This is a genomic window from Streptomyces sp. AK02-01A (assembly GCF_033795305.1).
Classification (GTDB): Bacteria; Actinomycetota; Actinomycetes; order Streptomycetales; family Streptomycetaceae; genus Streptomyces.
Map to the genome: position 1 here is coordinate 210195 of NZ_JARBAE010000002.1, position 14594 is coordinate 224788.

Annotated in this window: 12 protein-coding genes; 8 read left to right on the forward strand and 4 right to left on the reverse strand. The window is 70.1% G+C overall.

Features of this window, described 5'->3' with window-relative positions:
• Positions 1-74 precede the first annotated feature (74 nt).
• Positions 75-512: a DUF3052 domain-containing protein gene (locus PV679_RS03365; protein WP_319678689.1), complete on the reverse strand. Its 438-nt coding sequence runs from the start codon at positions 510-512 to the stop codon at positions 75-77.
• A gap of 528 nt (positions 513-1040) precedes the next feature.
• Between PV679_RS03365 and aceE the strand changes: the two genes are divergently transcribed.
• On the forward strand, positions 1041-3773 hold the full coding sequence (aceE, locus tag PV679_RS03370; protein ID WP_319678690.1) for a pyruvate dehydrogenase (acetyl-transferring), homodimeric type: 2733 nt from the start codon (positions 1041-1043) through the stop codon (positions 3771-3773).
• Between the two features lie 182 nt (positions 3774-3955).
• Here aceE and PV679_RS03375 read toward each other — a convergent pair whose 3' ends face one another.
• The 3 genes from PV679_RS03375 to PV679_RS03385 form a co-directional block, all read right to left on the reverse strand.
• Complete coding sequence (locus tag PV679_RS03375; protein ID WP_319678691.1) at positions 3956-4231, reverse strand: small hydrophobic protein; 276 nt, start codon at positions 4229-4231, stop codon at positions 3956-3958.
• 85 nt (positions 4232-4316) lie between these two features.
• Positions 4317-4694, reverse strand: a complete 378-nt coding sequence (locus PV679_RS03380; RefSeq protein WP_319678692.1) for a peptidase inhibitor family I36 protein — start codon at positions 4692-4694, stop codon at positions 4317-4319.
• A gap of 287 nt (positions 4695-4981) precedes the next feature.
• Positions 4982-6589, reverse strand: a complete 1608-nt coding sequence (locus PV679_RS03385; RefSeq protein ID WP_319678693.1) for a DHA2 family efflux MFS transporter permease subunit — start codon at positions 6587-6589, stop codon at positions 4982-4984.
• Positions 6590-6715: 126 nt separating this feature from the next.
• Between PV679_RS03385 and PV679_RS03390 the strand changes: the two genes are divergently transcribed.
• The 7 genes from PV679_RS03390 (at position 6716) to PV679_RS03420 (ending at position 14578) form a co-directional block, all read left to right on the forward strand.
• A complete protein-coding gene (locus tag PV679_RS03390) occupies positions 6716-7420 on the forward strand; it encodes a TetR family transcriptional regulator (protein WP_416069643.1) in 705 nt (234 codons plus the stop codon).
• Positions 7421-7812: 392 nt separating this feature from the next.
• Positions 7813-9039, forward strand: a complete 1227-nt coding sequence (locus PV679_RS03395; RefSeq protein WP_319678694.1) for an alpha/beta hydrolase — start codon at positions 7813-7815, stop codon at positions 9037-9039.
• Positions 9040-9103: 64 nt separating this feature from the next.
• A complete protein-coding gene (locus tag PV679_RS03400; protein ID WP_319678695.1) occupies positions 9104-10003 on the forward strand; it encodes a DUF4429 domain-containing protein in 900 nt (299 codons plus the stop codon).
• A 151-nt stretch (positions 10004-10154) separates the two neighbouring features.
• On the forward strand, positions 10155-11501 hold the full coding sequence (locus tag PV679_RS03405) for a sensor histidine kinase (RefSeq protein ID WP_319678696.1): 1347 nt from the start codon (positions 10155-10157) through the stop codon (positions 11499-11501).
• The gene (locus PV679_RS03410; protein WP_319678697.1) at positions 11498-12181 is read left to right on the forward strand and encodes a response regulator transcription factor; all 684 of its coding nucleotides are present in this window, start codon (positions 11498-11500) and stop codon (positions 12179-12181) included. Before PV679_RS03405 ends, PV679_RS03410 begins: the two co-directional genes overlap by 4 nt.
• A 148-nt stretch (positions 12182-12329) precedes the next feature.
• Positions 12330-13373 (forward strand): alpha/beta hydrolase, encoded by a 1044-nt coding sequence (locus PV679_RS03415; RefSeq protein WP_319678698.1) that lies wholly within the window; start codon positions 12330-12332, stop codon positions 13371-13373.
• Positions 13370-14578, forward strand: a complete 1209-nt coding sequence (locus tag PV679_RS03420; protein WP_319678699.1) for an acyltransferase family protein — start codon at positions 13370-13372, stop codon at positions 14576-14578. Before PV679_RS03415 ends, PV679_RS03420 begins: the two co-directional genes overlap by 4 nt.
• Positions 14579-14594: the final 16 nt, after the last annotated feature.

A 14594-nucleotide genomic window follows, 5' to 3' on the forward strand; every position in this document is an offset into this window, starting at 1 on the left:
AGAGGTCGGCGGGGGCCGTCAAGGCTGCTTGCTGATGGCTGCTGCGGCTTGCGCGCTCGATGCGGCGCTCGGAGTCAGCGCTTGGACTTCGCCGCCTTGGGCGTGACGAGCCGACTGCCGGTCCAGTCCTTGCCGGCGTTGATGCTCTTTGTCTGGGACAGGCCCGCGGTCTGGGCGGCCTCGTTGATGTCGCTCGGTTCGACGTAGCCATCACGGCCGGTCTTGGGCGTGAGCAGCCAGACCGCTCCGCCCTCCTCGATCAGACCGATGGCGTCCACCAGCGCGTCCGTAAGGTCGCCGTCCTCGTCACGGAACCACAGCAGGACGGCGTCAGCCACGTCCTCGTAATCCTCGTCGACGAGCTCCTGGCCAATGACAGCCTCGATGGACTCGCGGAGCTCCTGCTCGACGTCGTCGTCGTAGCCGATCTCCTGGACCACCTGTCCGGGTTCGAACCCCAGCCTTGCGGCCGGGCTGGTCCGTTCCTCCGCGTGGTCCGCGGTCGCGCTCACGGATTGCCTCCTGATCTTGTTTCGGAAAATGCTTCAGCCACGCGCGTGCGCGGGGCATTGGCCGTAGTCCACACGGGCGGGGCGGATCGCGCAAGTACCCGGCCGCCGAGACCGCCGAAACGGTGACGATCCGGGCCACTCCACCGCAACTCCTGCCACTTCGGCACCGCCTTCCGCGATATACGCCATACGTTTCCTCCCTCTTTGTAATGTTATGCCGCTTCGGTACGCCAATCGGGTCCGAACGGCCGAACGAAACGCATAGACGGGTTGGGCGTAAGGTTGCGATTTGACCGACGCGCGAGCCGGACCGGAAGCCGGATTTGGCGGAGAGCGCGGGTTACCCCTCAGTAGAGATGACGTTTCCGTCGCAGCGGTACACGATGGAGGCGGCGTACGTGCCCATGCCCAGGGCAACTCCGCGGGGACACCCGGGGGCCCCTGGCCCGCGTAGAAGCAGTATCCCGACGGCGTGCACTGCATCGATCGCGTGCAGGGCACGACACGACCAAACAGCGAAGGAAAAGCGTGGCTTCCGGATCCGATCGCAACCCGATCATCATTGGCGGCCTTCCCAGCCAGGTCCCGGACTTTGATCCCGAAGAGACCCAGGAGTGGCTCGACTCGCTCGACGCCGCTGTCGACGAGCGAGGCCGTGAGCGCGCCCGTTATCTGATGCTCCGACTGATCGAGCGCGCGCGTGAGAAGCGTGTGGCTGTGCCCGAGATGCGCAGCACGGACTACGTCAACACCATCGCCACCAAGGATGAGCCCTTCTTCCCCGGCAACGAGGAGATCGAGCGCAAGATCCTCAACGCCACCCGCTGGAACGCGGCCGTGATGGTGTCGCGTGCGCAGCGCCCCGGTATCGGCGTCGGCGGCCACATCGCCACCTTCGCCTCCTCCGCCTCCCTGTACGACGTGGGCTTCAACCACTTCTTCCGGGGCAAGGACGGCGGCGACGGCGGCGACCAGATCTTCTTCCAGGGCCATGCCTCTCCCGGCATCTACGCCCGCGCCTTCCTGCTCGACCGGCTGAGCGAGACACAGCTCGACGCGTTCCGCCAGGAGAAGTCGAAGGCTCCGTACGGCCTGTCCAGCTATCCGCATCCGCGGCTGATGCCGGACTTCTGGGAGTTTCCCACCGTCTCGATGGGGCTCGGTCCCCTCGGCGCGATCTACCAGGCCCGGATGAACCGCTACATGGAGGCGCGCGGTATCGCCGACACCTCCTCCTCGCACGTCTGGGCGTATCTCGGCGACGGTGAGATGGACGAGCCCGAGTCGCTGGGCCAGCTTTCCATCGCCGCACGGGAGGGCCTCGACAATCTGACCTTTGTCGTCAACTGCAACCTCCAGCGGCTCGACGGCCCGGTGCGCGGCAACGGCAAGATCATCCAGGAGCTGGAGTCGCAGTTCCGCGGCGCCGGCTGGAATGTCATCAAGCTGGTCTGGGACCGCTCCTGGGACCCGCTGCTCGCGCAGGACCGCGACGGCGTGCTCGTCAACCGGCTGAACACGACGCCCGACGGGCAGTTCCAGACGTACGCCACCGAGACCGGCTCGTACATCCGTGACCACTTCTTCGGTGACGACCAGCGGCTGCGCGCCATGGTCGAGAACATGTCCGACGAACAGATCCTGCACCTCGGCCGCGGTGGCCACGACCACAAGAAGGTCTACGCGGCGTACGCGGCGGCCAAGGCCCACAAGGGCCAGCCGACCGTGATCCTGGCGCAGACCGTCAAGGGCTGGACGCTCGGACCGAACTTCGAGGGCCGCAACGCGACCCATCAGATGAAGAAGCTGACGGTCGCCGACCTCAAGGGCTTCCGCGACCGGCTGCACATCCCGATCACCGACCAGGAGCTGGAGGGCGGTCTGCCGCCCTACTACCACCCCGGCAGGGACTCGGAAGAGATCCAGTACATGCACGACCGGCGCAAGTCGCTGGGCGGATATGTGCCGACCAGGATCGTGCGGGCGAAGCCGCTGAATCTTCCCGGGGACAAGACCTACGCGGCGGTAAAGAAGGGCTCGGGCCAGCAGTCGATCGCCACCACCATGGCCTTCGTCCGGCTGCTCAAGGACCTGATGCGGGACAAGGAGATCGGCAAGCGCTTCGTGCTGATCGCCCCGGACGAGTACCGCACGTTCGGCATGGACTCGTTCTTCCCGAGCGCCAAGATCTACAACCCGCTGGGCCAGCAGTACGAAGCCGTGGACCGCGAGCTGCTGCTCTCGTACAAGGAGTCCCCGACCGGCCAGATGCTGCACGACGGCATCTCCGAGGCGGGCTGTACCGCCTCGCTGATCGCGGCGGGTTCGGCGTACGCCACACACGGCGAGCCGCTGATCCCGGTGTACGTGTTCTATTCGATGTTCGGATTCCAGCGGACAGGTGACCAGTTCTGGCAGATGTCCGATCAGCTCGCGCGTGGCTTTGTACTGGGTGCGACCGCCGGACGGACGACTCTGACCGGTGAAGGGCTCCAGCACGCGGACGGCCACTCGCATCTGCTGGCCTCGACCAATCCGGCCTGTGTCGCGTACGACCCGGCGTACGGCTTCGAGATCGCGCATATCGTCAAGGACGGTCTGCGCCGGATGTACGGCCCGGCCAGCGAGGACGTCTTCTACTACCTCACCGTCTACAACGAGCCGATCCAGCATCCGGCCGAGCCCGCCGATGTGGATGTCGACGGGATCCTCAAGGGCATCCACCGCTTCAAGCAGGGCGAGCGGGGCGCGATCCCCGCGCAGATCATGGCGTCCGGAGTGGCGGTGCCGTGGGCGGTGGAGGCGCAGCGGATCCTCGCCGAGGAGTGGAATGTCCGGGCCGATGTCTGGTCCGCGACGTCCTGGAACGAGCTGCGGCGCGAGGCCGTCGAGGTGGAGCGGCACAATCTGCTGCACCCGGACGCGGAACAGCGCGTGCCGTATGTGACGCGCAAGCTGTCCGGCGCGGAGGGCCCGTTCGTGGCCGTATCCGACTGGATGCGTTCGGTACCCGACCAGATCTCGCGCTGGGTTCCCGGCACGTACCAGTCACTGGGCGCGGACGGTTTCGGCTTCGCCGACACGCGCGGCGCGGCCCGTCGCTTCTTCCACATCGACGCGCAGTCGATCGTGCTCGGAGTACTCACCGAGCTGGCGAGGGAGGGCAAGGTCGACCGTTCCGTGCTGAAGCAGGCGGTGGACCGCTACGAGCTGCTGGACGCCTCCGCGGCCGACCCGGGCGCGGCCGGTGGCGACGCCTGACCGCGGTGATGTCTGACCGCGGTGATGTCTGACCGCTGCGACGCCTGACCGCGGCCGGTCCGCGACGCCACGCGGACAGTAGGACGCGCGCCGGAGGGCGGTGGGACCCATGGGTCCCACCGCCCTCCGGTCGTTCCCGCCGGTTACGACGCCGGCTCTCCCGAACCGCCCGGCCGGACGTGTCAGGCCAGCCAGAGGATCGCCAGCAGGGTGTCGATCGCACCGAGCGCGACCGCGACCACCGCCGGAATGTGCGCACCGCTCCAGCGGCGGCCCATGGCCAGCCGGCCACACACGATCGCGACCGGGCCGAGCACGATTCCCAGCACGAACAATCCGGCGACCGCGCAGACCAGTCCGACGATCCCGAGCGTCACGCGGTCCGGCCCGGTCCGCGACCTCATCCGGCCGTGTGAGCGGGGGCCCCTGCGTGTACGGGTGTTTCCGAAGCCCGTCATCGTCCCTCCTCGGGTCGGTCGGGGGCTTTCTCCTCCGTCGGGTACCCCCGCTCCGCGCTCCCAGACGCCCGCGGCCCGGAGCGGCTCAGTGCTCCCAGACCTTGAAGGCCCTGACGCGGTACGGCGACCGCGGCAGCCAGGTGCCGCCGCCCGGATAGGTCTCGAACTCCCCGGTCTCCGCGCACTCTTCGGACTGATAGGTCGTCACCGGCCGTCCGGTGCGGTTGGCGAGGGACTCGACGGTGGCGCCCCGAGGAAGCGGCGTACAGCTGTCGATGCTGATACCGGACAGTTCATGCGTCTGCCGCGCTCCCTTGAAGTCGCCTTTCTCCCACAGGCAGAGCTCGCCGGCCGCGCACTCTCCGAGGCGCGGCGGTGCGGCAGCGGCGGCGGCGGTGACATCGACGGATCCCGGCAGCAGTGCGGCGACGGCCAGCGCCCCGGCGGCGACGGCCTTCGGCATACAGGCCGGCCCGGTCCTCCGCCCGGACCTGAGCGCCGCCTCCGGCCGCGGCCGGAACACCGCCTCCGGCCGCGCCTTCGACCTCGGCCCGGACGTGTACATGGTCTTGCGCATACGGATGAACCCCCGTGTCGTACGAAACTGTGCACCCCACCCTGACCCGCGGCGTACGGGCCCGGGAAGAAGACCGGAGCACCCTCCACCCGGATAGGCGACAGCCCCGCCGGAAGGTTTCGGCGGGGCTGTCTCAGGCACGTGATTGACGTCGGGTCATCCGTGGACTGACCTCAGATGTGAACCCCGCCGCCCGACGCGTCGGCGTTGACGCCACGCTTCGTCAGCAGCGCGACAAAGACCGCCACGGTCGCGACAGCGGCGGCGACCAGACAGGCCAGCCCCATGCCGGACATGAAGGTGTCGTGCGCCACGCTGGTGATCTTCGCGGCGACCTCGGCCGGAGTACCGGGCGCCACCGGCGCCACACCGCCCTGGACCGCCTCGGCGGCCTGGGCCTCCTGCGCGGGAGTGAGCGGCGGGAGCCCCGCCTCGGTCCAGTTGCCCGGCAGATCGCTGGTGACCTTGGAGGCCATGACCGCGCCGAGTACGGCCGTACCGAGGCTGCCGCCGATCTGCATGGCGGCCTGCTGCAGACCGCCCGCCACACCGGACAGCTCCATCGGAGCGTTGCCCACGATGACCTCGGTCGCGCCCACCATGACCGGCGCCAGGCCGAGCCCGAGCAGCGCGAACCAGATCGACATGGTGAGGCTGCTGGTGCCCGTCTCCAGAGTGGACATACCGAACATGGCGGCGGCCGTGAGGACCATGCCGCCCGCCAGCGGGATCCGGGGGCCGAGCTTGGTGATCACCACGCCCGCCAGCGGCGATCCGACGATCATCATCCCGGTCAGCGGCAGCAGATGCAGACCGGCGTCGATCGGGCTCATGCCGTGCACGTTCTGGAGGTAGAAGGTGACGAAGAAGAGGCCGCCCAGGAAGGCGATGGCCATCAGCACCATCAGGACCACACCGGCGGACAGCGGTACGGAGCGGAACAGCCCGAGCGGGACGAGCGGCTCCTTGACCTTCGTCTCCCAGAAGGCGAAGAGCACGAAGCAGGCGACGGAGACGGCGATGAACAGCCAGGTCAGGCCGTCGCCCCAGCCCCAGGCCGGGGCCTTGATGATCGCCCAGACAAGGCAGAACATGGCGGCGGAGAGCAGCAGGATGCCGAGGATGTCGAAGGACTTCGGGGCGTTCTCCGCCCGGTGGTCCCGGAGGATCACCGCGCCGATCACCAGGGCGACCACGCCGACCGGCACATTGATGAAGAAGACCGACTGCCAGCTGACGTGCTCGACCAGCACGCCGCCGAGGATCGGCCCGCCCGCCGTCGAGGCGCCGATGACCATGCCCCAGATACCGATGGCCATATTGAGCTTCTCGGCCGGGAAGGTGGCACGCAGCAGGCCGAGCGCCGCCGGCATCAGCAGCGCTCCGAAGAGGCCCTGAAGCACCCGGAAGGTGACCACGAGCGAGATGCTGTGGGAGAGGCCGATGGCCCCCGAGGCCGCGGCGAAGCCGATGACGCCGATGAGGAAGGTCTGCCGGTGGCCGAAGCGGTCACCGAGCTTGCCCGCGGTGATCAGTGCCACGGCGAGGGCGAGGAAGTAGCCGTTGGTGATCCACTGGACGTCGGCGAAGGTCGCGCCGAGGTCCTGCTTGATGGCCGGATTCGCGATCGCGACAATGGTGCCGTCGAGCGCCACCATCATCACGCCGATGGCCACGGAGAAGAGCGTCAGCCAAGGATGGCCGCGCAGGCCCTTGGACGGCGCGGCGGCCGGAGATTCCGGGACCTGTGGCGCCTTGTCGACGGTGGTCTGACTAGTCATACCGGACACGCTAGTGTCAGTCACTGACAGTTGACAAACCAATTCACAAGTCGGTAACTGTCATGTAGCTCACAGATAGACCGATCTGGGCAAAGTGCGATGAAGCGGTGGAATGAGGACCATGCGGTGACTCTCGGGCAGCACATAACCACCGGGCGGGAAACAGCGGTTGAACAGCCGGCCGGACTGCGCGCCCGCAAGAAGCAGCGCACGCGTGACGCCCTGCTGCGGGTGGCGCTGGAGCTGTTCACCACGCGCGGATACGAGCAGACGACCGTCGATGAGATCGCGGACGCCGTCGAGGTCTCCCAGCGCACCTTCTTCCGCTATTTCGCCAGCAAGGAGGAGGTCGCCTTCGCTGTGGTGGACATGGTCGAGGACAGGTTTTTCGAGGCTCTGAGCCGCCGGCCCGCCTCGGAGGGGCCATTCGAGGCGATGCGCAACGCCGTCACGTCCGCCTGGAACACCATCGGAGAAGCGATCGAGGCGGTCGTACCGGCGGAGCTCCATATGCGTGCATATCTGATGATCGAGTCCACCCCGGCTCTCCTCGCCACGCATCTGCGCCGCTCCGCCGAACTGGAGGACGGGATCGCCCGGCTGATCGCCGAGCGCGAGGGCCTCGACGTGGACGCCGATCCCCGGCCGCGGGTCGCCGTCGCCGCGTTCGCCGGCGTGATGCGGGTGACCGGCCGGCTCTGGGGACAGGGACAGGACCCGAGCGTGGAGGCACTCGGTGAGCTGACCGAGGCGTATCTCGACCATCTCGGTCCGGCGCTCGCCGGGAACTGGCGGAAGCCGGCGTGCGACCGGAGCAGCCGGTCCGCCTGAGGACGGCACAGGGAGCGCGGCCGACGACACGCGCGGCCGTCGAAGAGGACCCGCGACGCGGACCGCCGAGAAGACCGACGACATGGACCGCCGGAGAAGGCCGCCGCACGGCCGTCCGACGCACGGTCCCACAAGGCGCGACACCACGGCACCGCGGCCGGTCCACCACCGGCGTACGACCTCTCGCCGCCGGTGCGCGGGACCGGGAGCCGGTCTGACGGCCCGGAAGCCTACGGTCCGTCACGTTTGTTGTCCGGTACGCCCGTAACACGCCGAAGCGTGCGTGTCGCTCGCATACGCGGCGAGGTTACCGGCGGTTCATTCCTCCATGAGGCGTGATCTGCCTCACCGTTGCCACAAGCGCCGCCGTGCGCGTCCTAGGGTGGTCCGCAGTGACTTCCTTCGGCTCTTCCCCCTCCCTCAACGCATGGCGCACGCTGCTCGCCCTCGCCGTGGTGTTTGTGTTGCTGACGACCACCGGATGGACCGCCGTACGACATCAACGCGGCCCCGGCGAGCCCCTGCGAGCCGCCTTTCTCGCCTGGGAGCGGGGCCGGTCAGGAGACCGTCCGCTACCGCGCCCGACCGCGCCGCCAAGGCTGCTGTCGTCGTTCTTCGCCTCCCTCACCACCAGAGAGCAGGTGCGGCTGGCCACGAGGTATCCGCTTGTCGTCGGCAATCTCAACGGCGCTCCCGTCACCCTGCGATACCTCGCCAACCGGCTGGCCCTCTCCCAGGCGCGCCGGGTGGAGCACGACCGTATGACCGACACCAGACTCTCCAGCGACGGCCGGTGGCAGGCGGGCCGGCGGATGCACCGCTATGCGTCGATGCTCGGCGGCGGCCGTCAGATCCTCGCCTTCGACCCGTCGGGAAAGGGCCGCGCGGCCGAGGTCTTCGGAGACCTCGACCTCGCGGAGCGCGTCTCGGTCGTGGTCCCTGGTGTCGACACCAATGTGCTGACGTTCGAGAAGACACACCGCAGGTACACGGCGCCGGTGGGCATGGCCAAGTCGCTGTACGACGCCGAGCGGGCCGCCGACCCGGACACCCGTACCGCCGTCATCGCCTGGGCCGACTACACCGCGCCCGCCGGGCTCGGCATGGACGCGGCGATCGGCAAGCTCGCCGAGGACGGCGCCGTACGGCTCTCCGCGCTCGCGGCGGCGCTGCCCGGGAACTCGCGGATCTCACTGTTCTGCCACAGCTACGGCTCCGTGGTGTGCGGAGTGGCCGCCCGCGCGCTGCCTGCCAGGGTCGCGGACGTGGCGGTCGCGGGCAGCCCCGGCATGCGGGTCGGCAACGCGCGGCAGCTCCGCACCGCTGCCCGCGTGTGGGCCATGCGGGACCAGGACGACTGGATCCAGGATGTCCCGTATCTGGCGGTGGGCGGCCTCGGGCACGGCGCGGACCCGGTGTCCCGGGGATTCGGCTCTCGGGTGCTCTCGGCGGAGGGCGCGATCGGCCACAGCGGCTACTTCGAGCCGGGCACGGAGAGCCTCGGCAACTTCGCGGAGATCGGGGTCGGTTCGTACTCCGCGGTGAGCTGTGCGGATGGCGATGTCACCTGCCGGAGTGGAATTCCGGGTGCCGATGAGACCGGGGCGGAAGAGATCTGACGCGCGTAGAATTCGTGCGTTGCGGCAGGCGACGCGCGGACGCACGCCGCCTACGATGAAGCACATGGGTGATGTGCTTGCGGGGATTCATGCCACCTGGGAGTTCGAAAGCGACTCCGTGCTCGTCCGCTTCGAACGGGGGATACGGACGCCGAAGCTCTTTCAGGCGCTCGGCGAACGCCGTGTGCCGCACGAGGCGTTGTCGTCGGTGAGCCTCTCCGCCGGCAAGCGCGGGACGGTCGTGCTGCACGCCGTGCCGAGACCCGGCGCCGACCCGCTGATGGAGGCCGCGGCCGGTCAGCTCAAGCAGGGCTGCGATCCGTACCGGCTGGTGCTGCCCGCCGAGCGCGAGACCCTCGCGGAGTACTACGCCGACGAGTTGCGGGCCGCGCTCGACCGGGACGGCGCGCCGGACGCACGGGAGCGGCAGGAGCCGGCCGAGCGGTATCTGGTGGCCTCGCCCGGACCTTCGCTGCACTTCAAGGCGTACGACGGCAAGGCGTCCTTCGACGGAGACCGGGTGTCCTTCCGCTGGTTCTGGACGGGCGCCTCGTCCGCCAAGTGGAAGGCGGGCGACCAGAGCTTTCCGGTGCGGGAGCTGCACGGCGTCGAGTGGCGCTCGCCCGACGGCTTCGAGGGATATCTGCGGCTGCTGCGGCGCGACGGCCACGGACCGGAGCTCTCCCGTCCGCCGGGGGCCGACCATGACCCGGCGGCTGTCGTCTTCGGCCTCGGCTATGGCCCGGTGCACGAGTCGCTGCCCTTCGCGGCGGCCGTCCTGCGGGCGATCCAGGGCGCGGGGTCGAGCCGCGCGGCCGTGCCGGTGTCCGCAGTGGCGTCCGGCCGCCGCGACCCGGCCGATGTCGCGGACCGCATCCGCCATCTCGGTGATCTGCACCGGGCGGGCCTGGTGACGGACGAGGAGTTCACCGCGAAGAAGGCGGAGCTGCTGGCGGAGTTATGACGGCGCGGGTCATCGGCGCCGGCGGGCCCGGCGAGCGGCTTCGGTCACGCCGCCCGGCGCCGGACCCGCGTGTCATACCTCGGTATGACGTCCGGACCGGCCCTCTGGTATGACGCCCGGCGAGGTCGGCGCTGCCTACGCTGGACCGGCCATGAGAACCGCATCCCTGTCGCCGCGCACGCCTCCCGCCCTGAAGAGATCGGCTCGGGCGCTCACCGGTGGGCTGCGGACGCCGGCGGACTCCGCCGAGCCGCTTTTCGCCCACGCGCCCCGGCTGTGGCAGCGGCTCGTCCCGTATACGATCGCCCTCGCCTTCGCCGTCGCGCTGCTGCCGGTCACGACCACCGTCCTCATCCAGGACTACCGGCTGGGCGGCGGCTGGTCCGGAGCGCTCGCCACCGCGCAGAGCGTGCCTCTGCTGCTCGCGGTGACCCGCCCGCTCCGGGCGTGGTGGATCATCTTCGCCGCCGATGTCATCGGCGCGGTCCTGCTGCAGGGCGCGGACGGCGTGGCGGGCCGTCCCTGGCCATGGACCCCGATGGCCGTCATCGGCTACCTGCTGCTGATGGCCTGTCTCGGGCTGCGCGAACCGCGCCGCACGCTGCTGGCCGTATGGCTGGCGACCGGCGCGGCGGGCTTCTTCTTCGAGCTGATCTCCCGGAAGGACAGCGGCGGCGTCGATCTGCTGCTCTTCGTGCTCAGCGGTGTGGTCCTCGTCGTCACGGCCGCGCTGCGCGAACGCGGTGACGCCCAGCGCAGACTTGTGGTGCAGGAGACCATCAGCGAGGCGGAGCGCTCCCGGCGCACGCTGTTGGAGGAGCGCGCGCGGATCGCCCGTGAGCTGCACGATGTGGTGGCGCACCATATGTCCGTGATCACCGTGCAGGCCGACTCCGCGCCCTATCGGATCGAAGGGCTGCCGGACGCCGCGCGCGAGGAGTTCTCGGCCATCGCCGCGAGCGCGCGGGAGTCCCTGACCGAGATGCGGCGGCTGCTCTCGGTGCTCCGCAGCGACGGTACGGAGAGCGAGCGGGCGCCTCAGCCCGGGCTCGGCCGGGTGCCGCAGTTGGTGGAGGCGACCGTGCGGGCCGGAGTGCCCGCCGAGGTGTCGCTCCCGGCCGGCCCGGTCCCGGTCCCGTCCGCCGTGGACCTCTCCGCGTACCGCATCGTGCAGGAGGCGCTCGCCAATGTGGTGCGGCACGCGTCCGGCGCGCGGACCCGGGTCTCGGTGACCGCCGACGGTGACTGGCTGACCGTCCTGGTCGTCAACGGCCCGGCCGCGCCAGGCACTTCGCCGCTGGAGACCACCGGGACCGGCCACGGCCTGGTCGGCATGCGTGAGCGCGTGCGGTTGACCGGCGGCACGCTGGACACCGGGCCGCTGCCCGACGGCGGCTTCCGGGTCGCGGCACGGCTCCCGCTGACCGTCCCGGCCGGTCTGCACACGACGGCCGCACCGGCCGGCCGCACCGCCCCGGCTCCGCAGGACGCCTCGTGACCATCCGCGTGATCATCGTCGATGACCAGGCCATGGTGCGCGCCGGGTTCGCCGCGCTGCTCTCGGCGCAGGCCGACATCGATGTGGTGGGTGAGGCGCCGGACGGCCGCCGTGGTGTGGAGGTGAGCCGTTCCGTCCATCCGGATGTGGTGCTGATGGACGTACGGATGCCGGAGCTGGACGGACTGGCGGCCGCCCGCGAACTGCTGGATCCGCCGTTGGGAGTGATCCACCGGCCAAAAGTGCTGATGCTGACCACCTTCGACGTGGACGACTATGTGTACGAGGCACTGCGCGCCGGCGCGTCGGGCTTTCTGCTCAAGGACGCGCCACCGGCCGATCTGATCGCGGCGGTACGGATCGTCGCGTCCGGCGAGGCGCTGCTCGCGCCGTCCGTGACCCGCCGGCTGATCGCGGACTTCGCCCGGACCCGGCCGGCGCCTCGCAAGGACCGCGCCCTGCGGCTGCGCGGTCTCACGCCACGCGAGACCGAGGTGCTCGAACTGATCGCGCGTGGCCTGTCCAACCAGGAGATCGCGGGCCGGCTGATCGTCGCCGAACAGACCGTGAAGACCCATATAGGCCGTGTCCTGTCGAAGCTCGGCCTGCGCGACCGCGCACAGGCCGTGATCTTCGCGTACGAGTCGGGTCTGGTCACGCCGGGCGACGCGTCCTCCTGAGCCGTCCGCCGCTCCCGAGCGCCGCGAAGAGACAGCCCCTACCCAGGTATCACTCGCCAGTTGGCTCCCCGGTGTGACGTGCGCGCGTACACCGTCTCCTTACCTTCCTGCTCGCCACCTCATGGACGAGCAGCAGAAGGAGACGGACATGCGCCACCACAGGAGGACCCTGGTCGCCGCCGCACTGGCGGCGATCGCGGTCGTGGGCACGGCGGGCTGGGCCTCCGGCACCGCGCAGCGGGCCGTGACCGGGCCGCCGCCCGGGAGCGCCGCCTGGCGCGCGGACGGTTCGCTCGGCCGGCCGCTGCCCGATCCGGCGACGGCCTCGCCGGATCAGGTGGCCCGCTTCTTCCGCTCTCTGACAGCTCCTCAGCGCGAGGCCCTGATCCGGCGTCATCCGCTGGTCGTCGGCAATCTCGACGGCGTACCGGTCGCGCTGCGGTACCGGGCCAACGCCGTCGCGGTACGGGCCGCGCGCGATCCCCGCTATGAGCGGCTCGCGCGGCCGGGCCGTCAGATCCTCGCCTTCGATCCACGCGGCCGTGGCCAGGTCGCCGAGGTGTACGGAGATCTGACGGCCACCGGCCGGGTGTCGGTCGTCGTACCGGGCTCGGACATCGACGCGGGCTCCTTCGACCGTACGAGAGATCCGTACGGCACACCCGCCGGCATGGCCGCTTCACTGCGGGCCGCGACCAAGGACCGGACCGCCGTCATCGCCTGGGCGGGCTACACCACCCCGGTCGGAGCCGGTCCGGACGCGGCCACCGGTGAGCTCGCCGAGGCGGGAGCCGAGCGGCTCGTCCGGTTCACCCAGGGACTCGCGGCGAGCGGTGTGAGAAAACCCGCGCTGTTCTGCCACAGCTATGGTTCCGTCGTCTGCGGGCTGGCCGCGCATCAGGTGAACGCCTCGGACATCGTGGTGTTCGGCTCCCCCGGCATGCGGGCCCGGGATGTGACGGATCTGCGTACGGACGCACGGGTCTGGGCCGCCAAGGATCCGACCGACTGGATCTCCAAGGTCCCGAACGTCGAATTCGCGGGACTGGGCCATGGCGAGGACCCGGCCGGTCCGGGCTTCGGTGCCCGCCGGATTCCGGCCAAGGACGCGCGGGGCCACACCGGTTACTTCGCTCCCGGCACCGACTCGCTCCGCGCCTTCGCGGCCGTCGCCCGAGGTGAGGTCCGATGACGCTCAGCGGGACGGTCGAAAGGATCGAGGCGCGGACTCCGGCCCACCGCGACCGCGCGATCGACGGCCTGCGCGCTCTCGCGCTGATCGCCGTACCGACCGGACACTGGCTGCTCGGCGGCTTCACCCTGGACGGCGGCGGCGCCCTGCACAACGCCAGTCCGCTCGCCGTCTTCGGCGGTTTCGCACCGGTGAGCTGGGTGCTCCAGACGCTGGGCGTCTTCTTCCTGGTCGGCGGCTATGCCTCGGTGCTCTCGTACCGGCGGAGGCCGTCGACGACCGTCGTCTGGCTGCGGCGGCGGCTGGCGCGGCTGGGCCGACCCGTCCTCGGCGTGACGGCCGTCTGGGCGGGCCTGATCCCGCCGCTGTACGCGCTCGGCGTGCCCGCCACCACGCTGCGCACCGCGTCGACGCTGGTGATCCAGCCTCTGTGGTTCGTCGGTGTCTATCTGGTGGTGACAGCACTGACTCCTTACTGTGTGCGCGCCGCACACAGGCTGGGTGCCTGGGCCACCGCTCCGCTGGTCATGACCGTCGCCGCCGTTGACTTCCTGCGCTACGGGCCATGGTCCGACTCCATGCCCTCCTGGCTGTCCCTGGTGAACATCCTTCCGGGCTGGCTCTTCGCGTATCAGCTCGGAGTCTGCTGGGCCGAGGACCGGATCAGCGGTCGCGGAGCGCGTGTGCTGCTCATCGGCGGCACGCTCCTCTTCGCCGCGCTGCCGGCCGTCTTCCACTATCCGGCGTCGATGGTCGGCGTCCCAGGTGAGGCCCGTACCAACTCGCATCCGCCGTCGCTGCTGGTGCTCGCGCTCGCCGCCGCGCAGAGCGGAGCGGCGATCCTGCTGCGGGACCGTATCGGACGCCTGCTGAGGAGGCCCGTCCTGTGGGCACCGGTCGTTGTCATCAATCTCTCGGCGATGACGATCCTGTGCTGGCATCAGACGGCGATGCTCACCGCCGCCGTGCCGGCATCCTTTCTCGGTGCGGTGCCCGGACTGACGACCGCGCCCGACTCGGCCGGCTGGATTCTCGCCCGGCCGGCCTGGCTGCCGCTCTTCGCCGTGCTGCTGGTCGTCATCGGACGGTACGCGCGCGGCTTCGAAGCCCCGTGGGCGTCCGGGACACGGACGGCGAAAGCCCGCCGCGCGGCAGCGGCGCTGCTCGCGGCGGGCTTCGCGGTGTTCGCGCTGGGACTGGCGTGAGCGGGCCGGCCCGCGC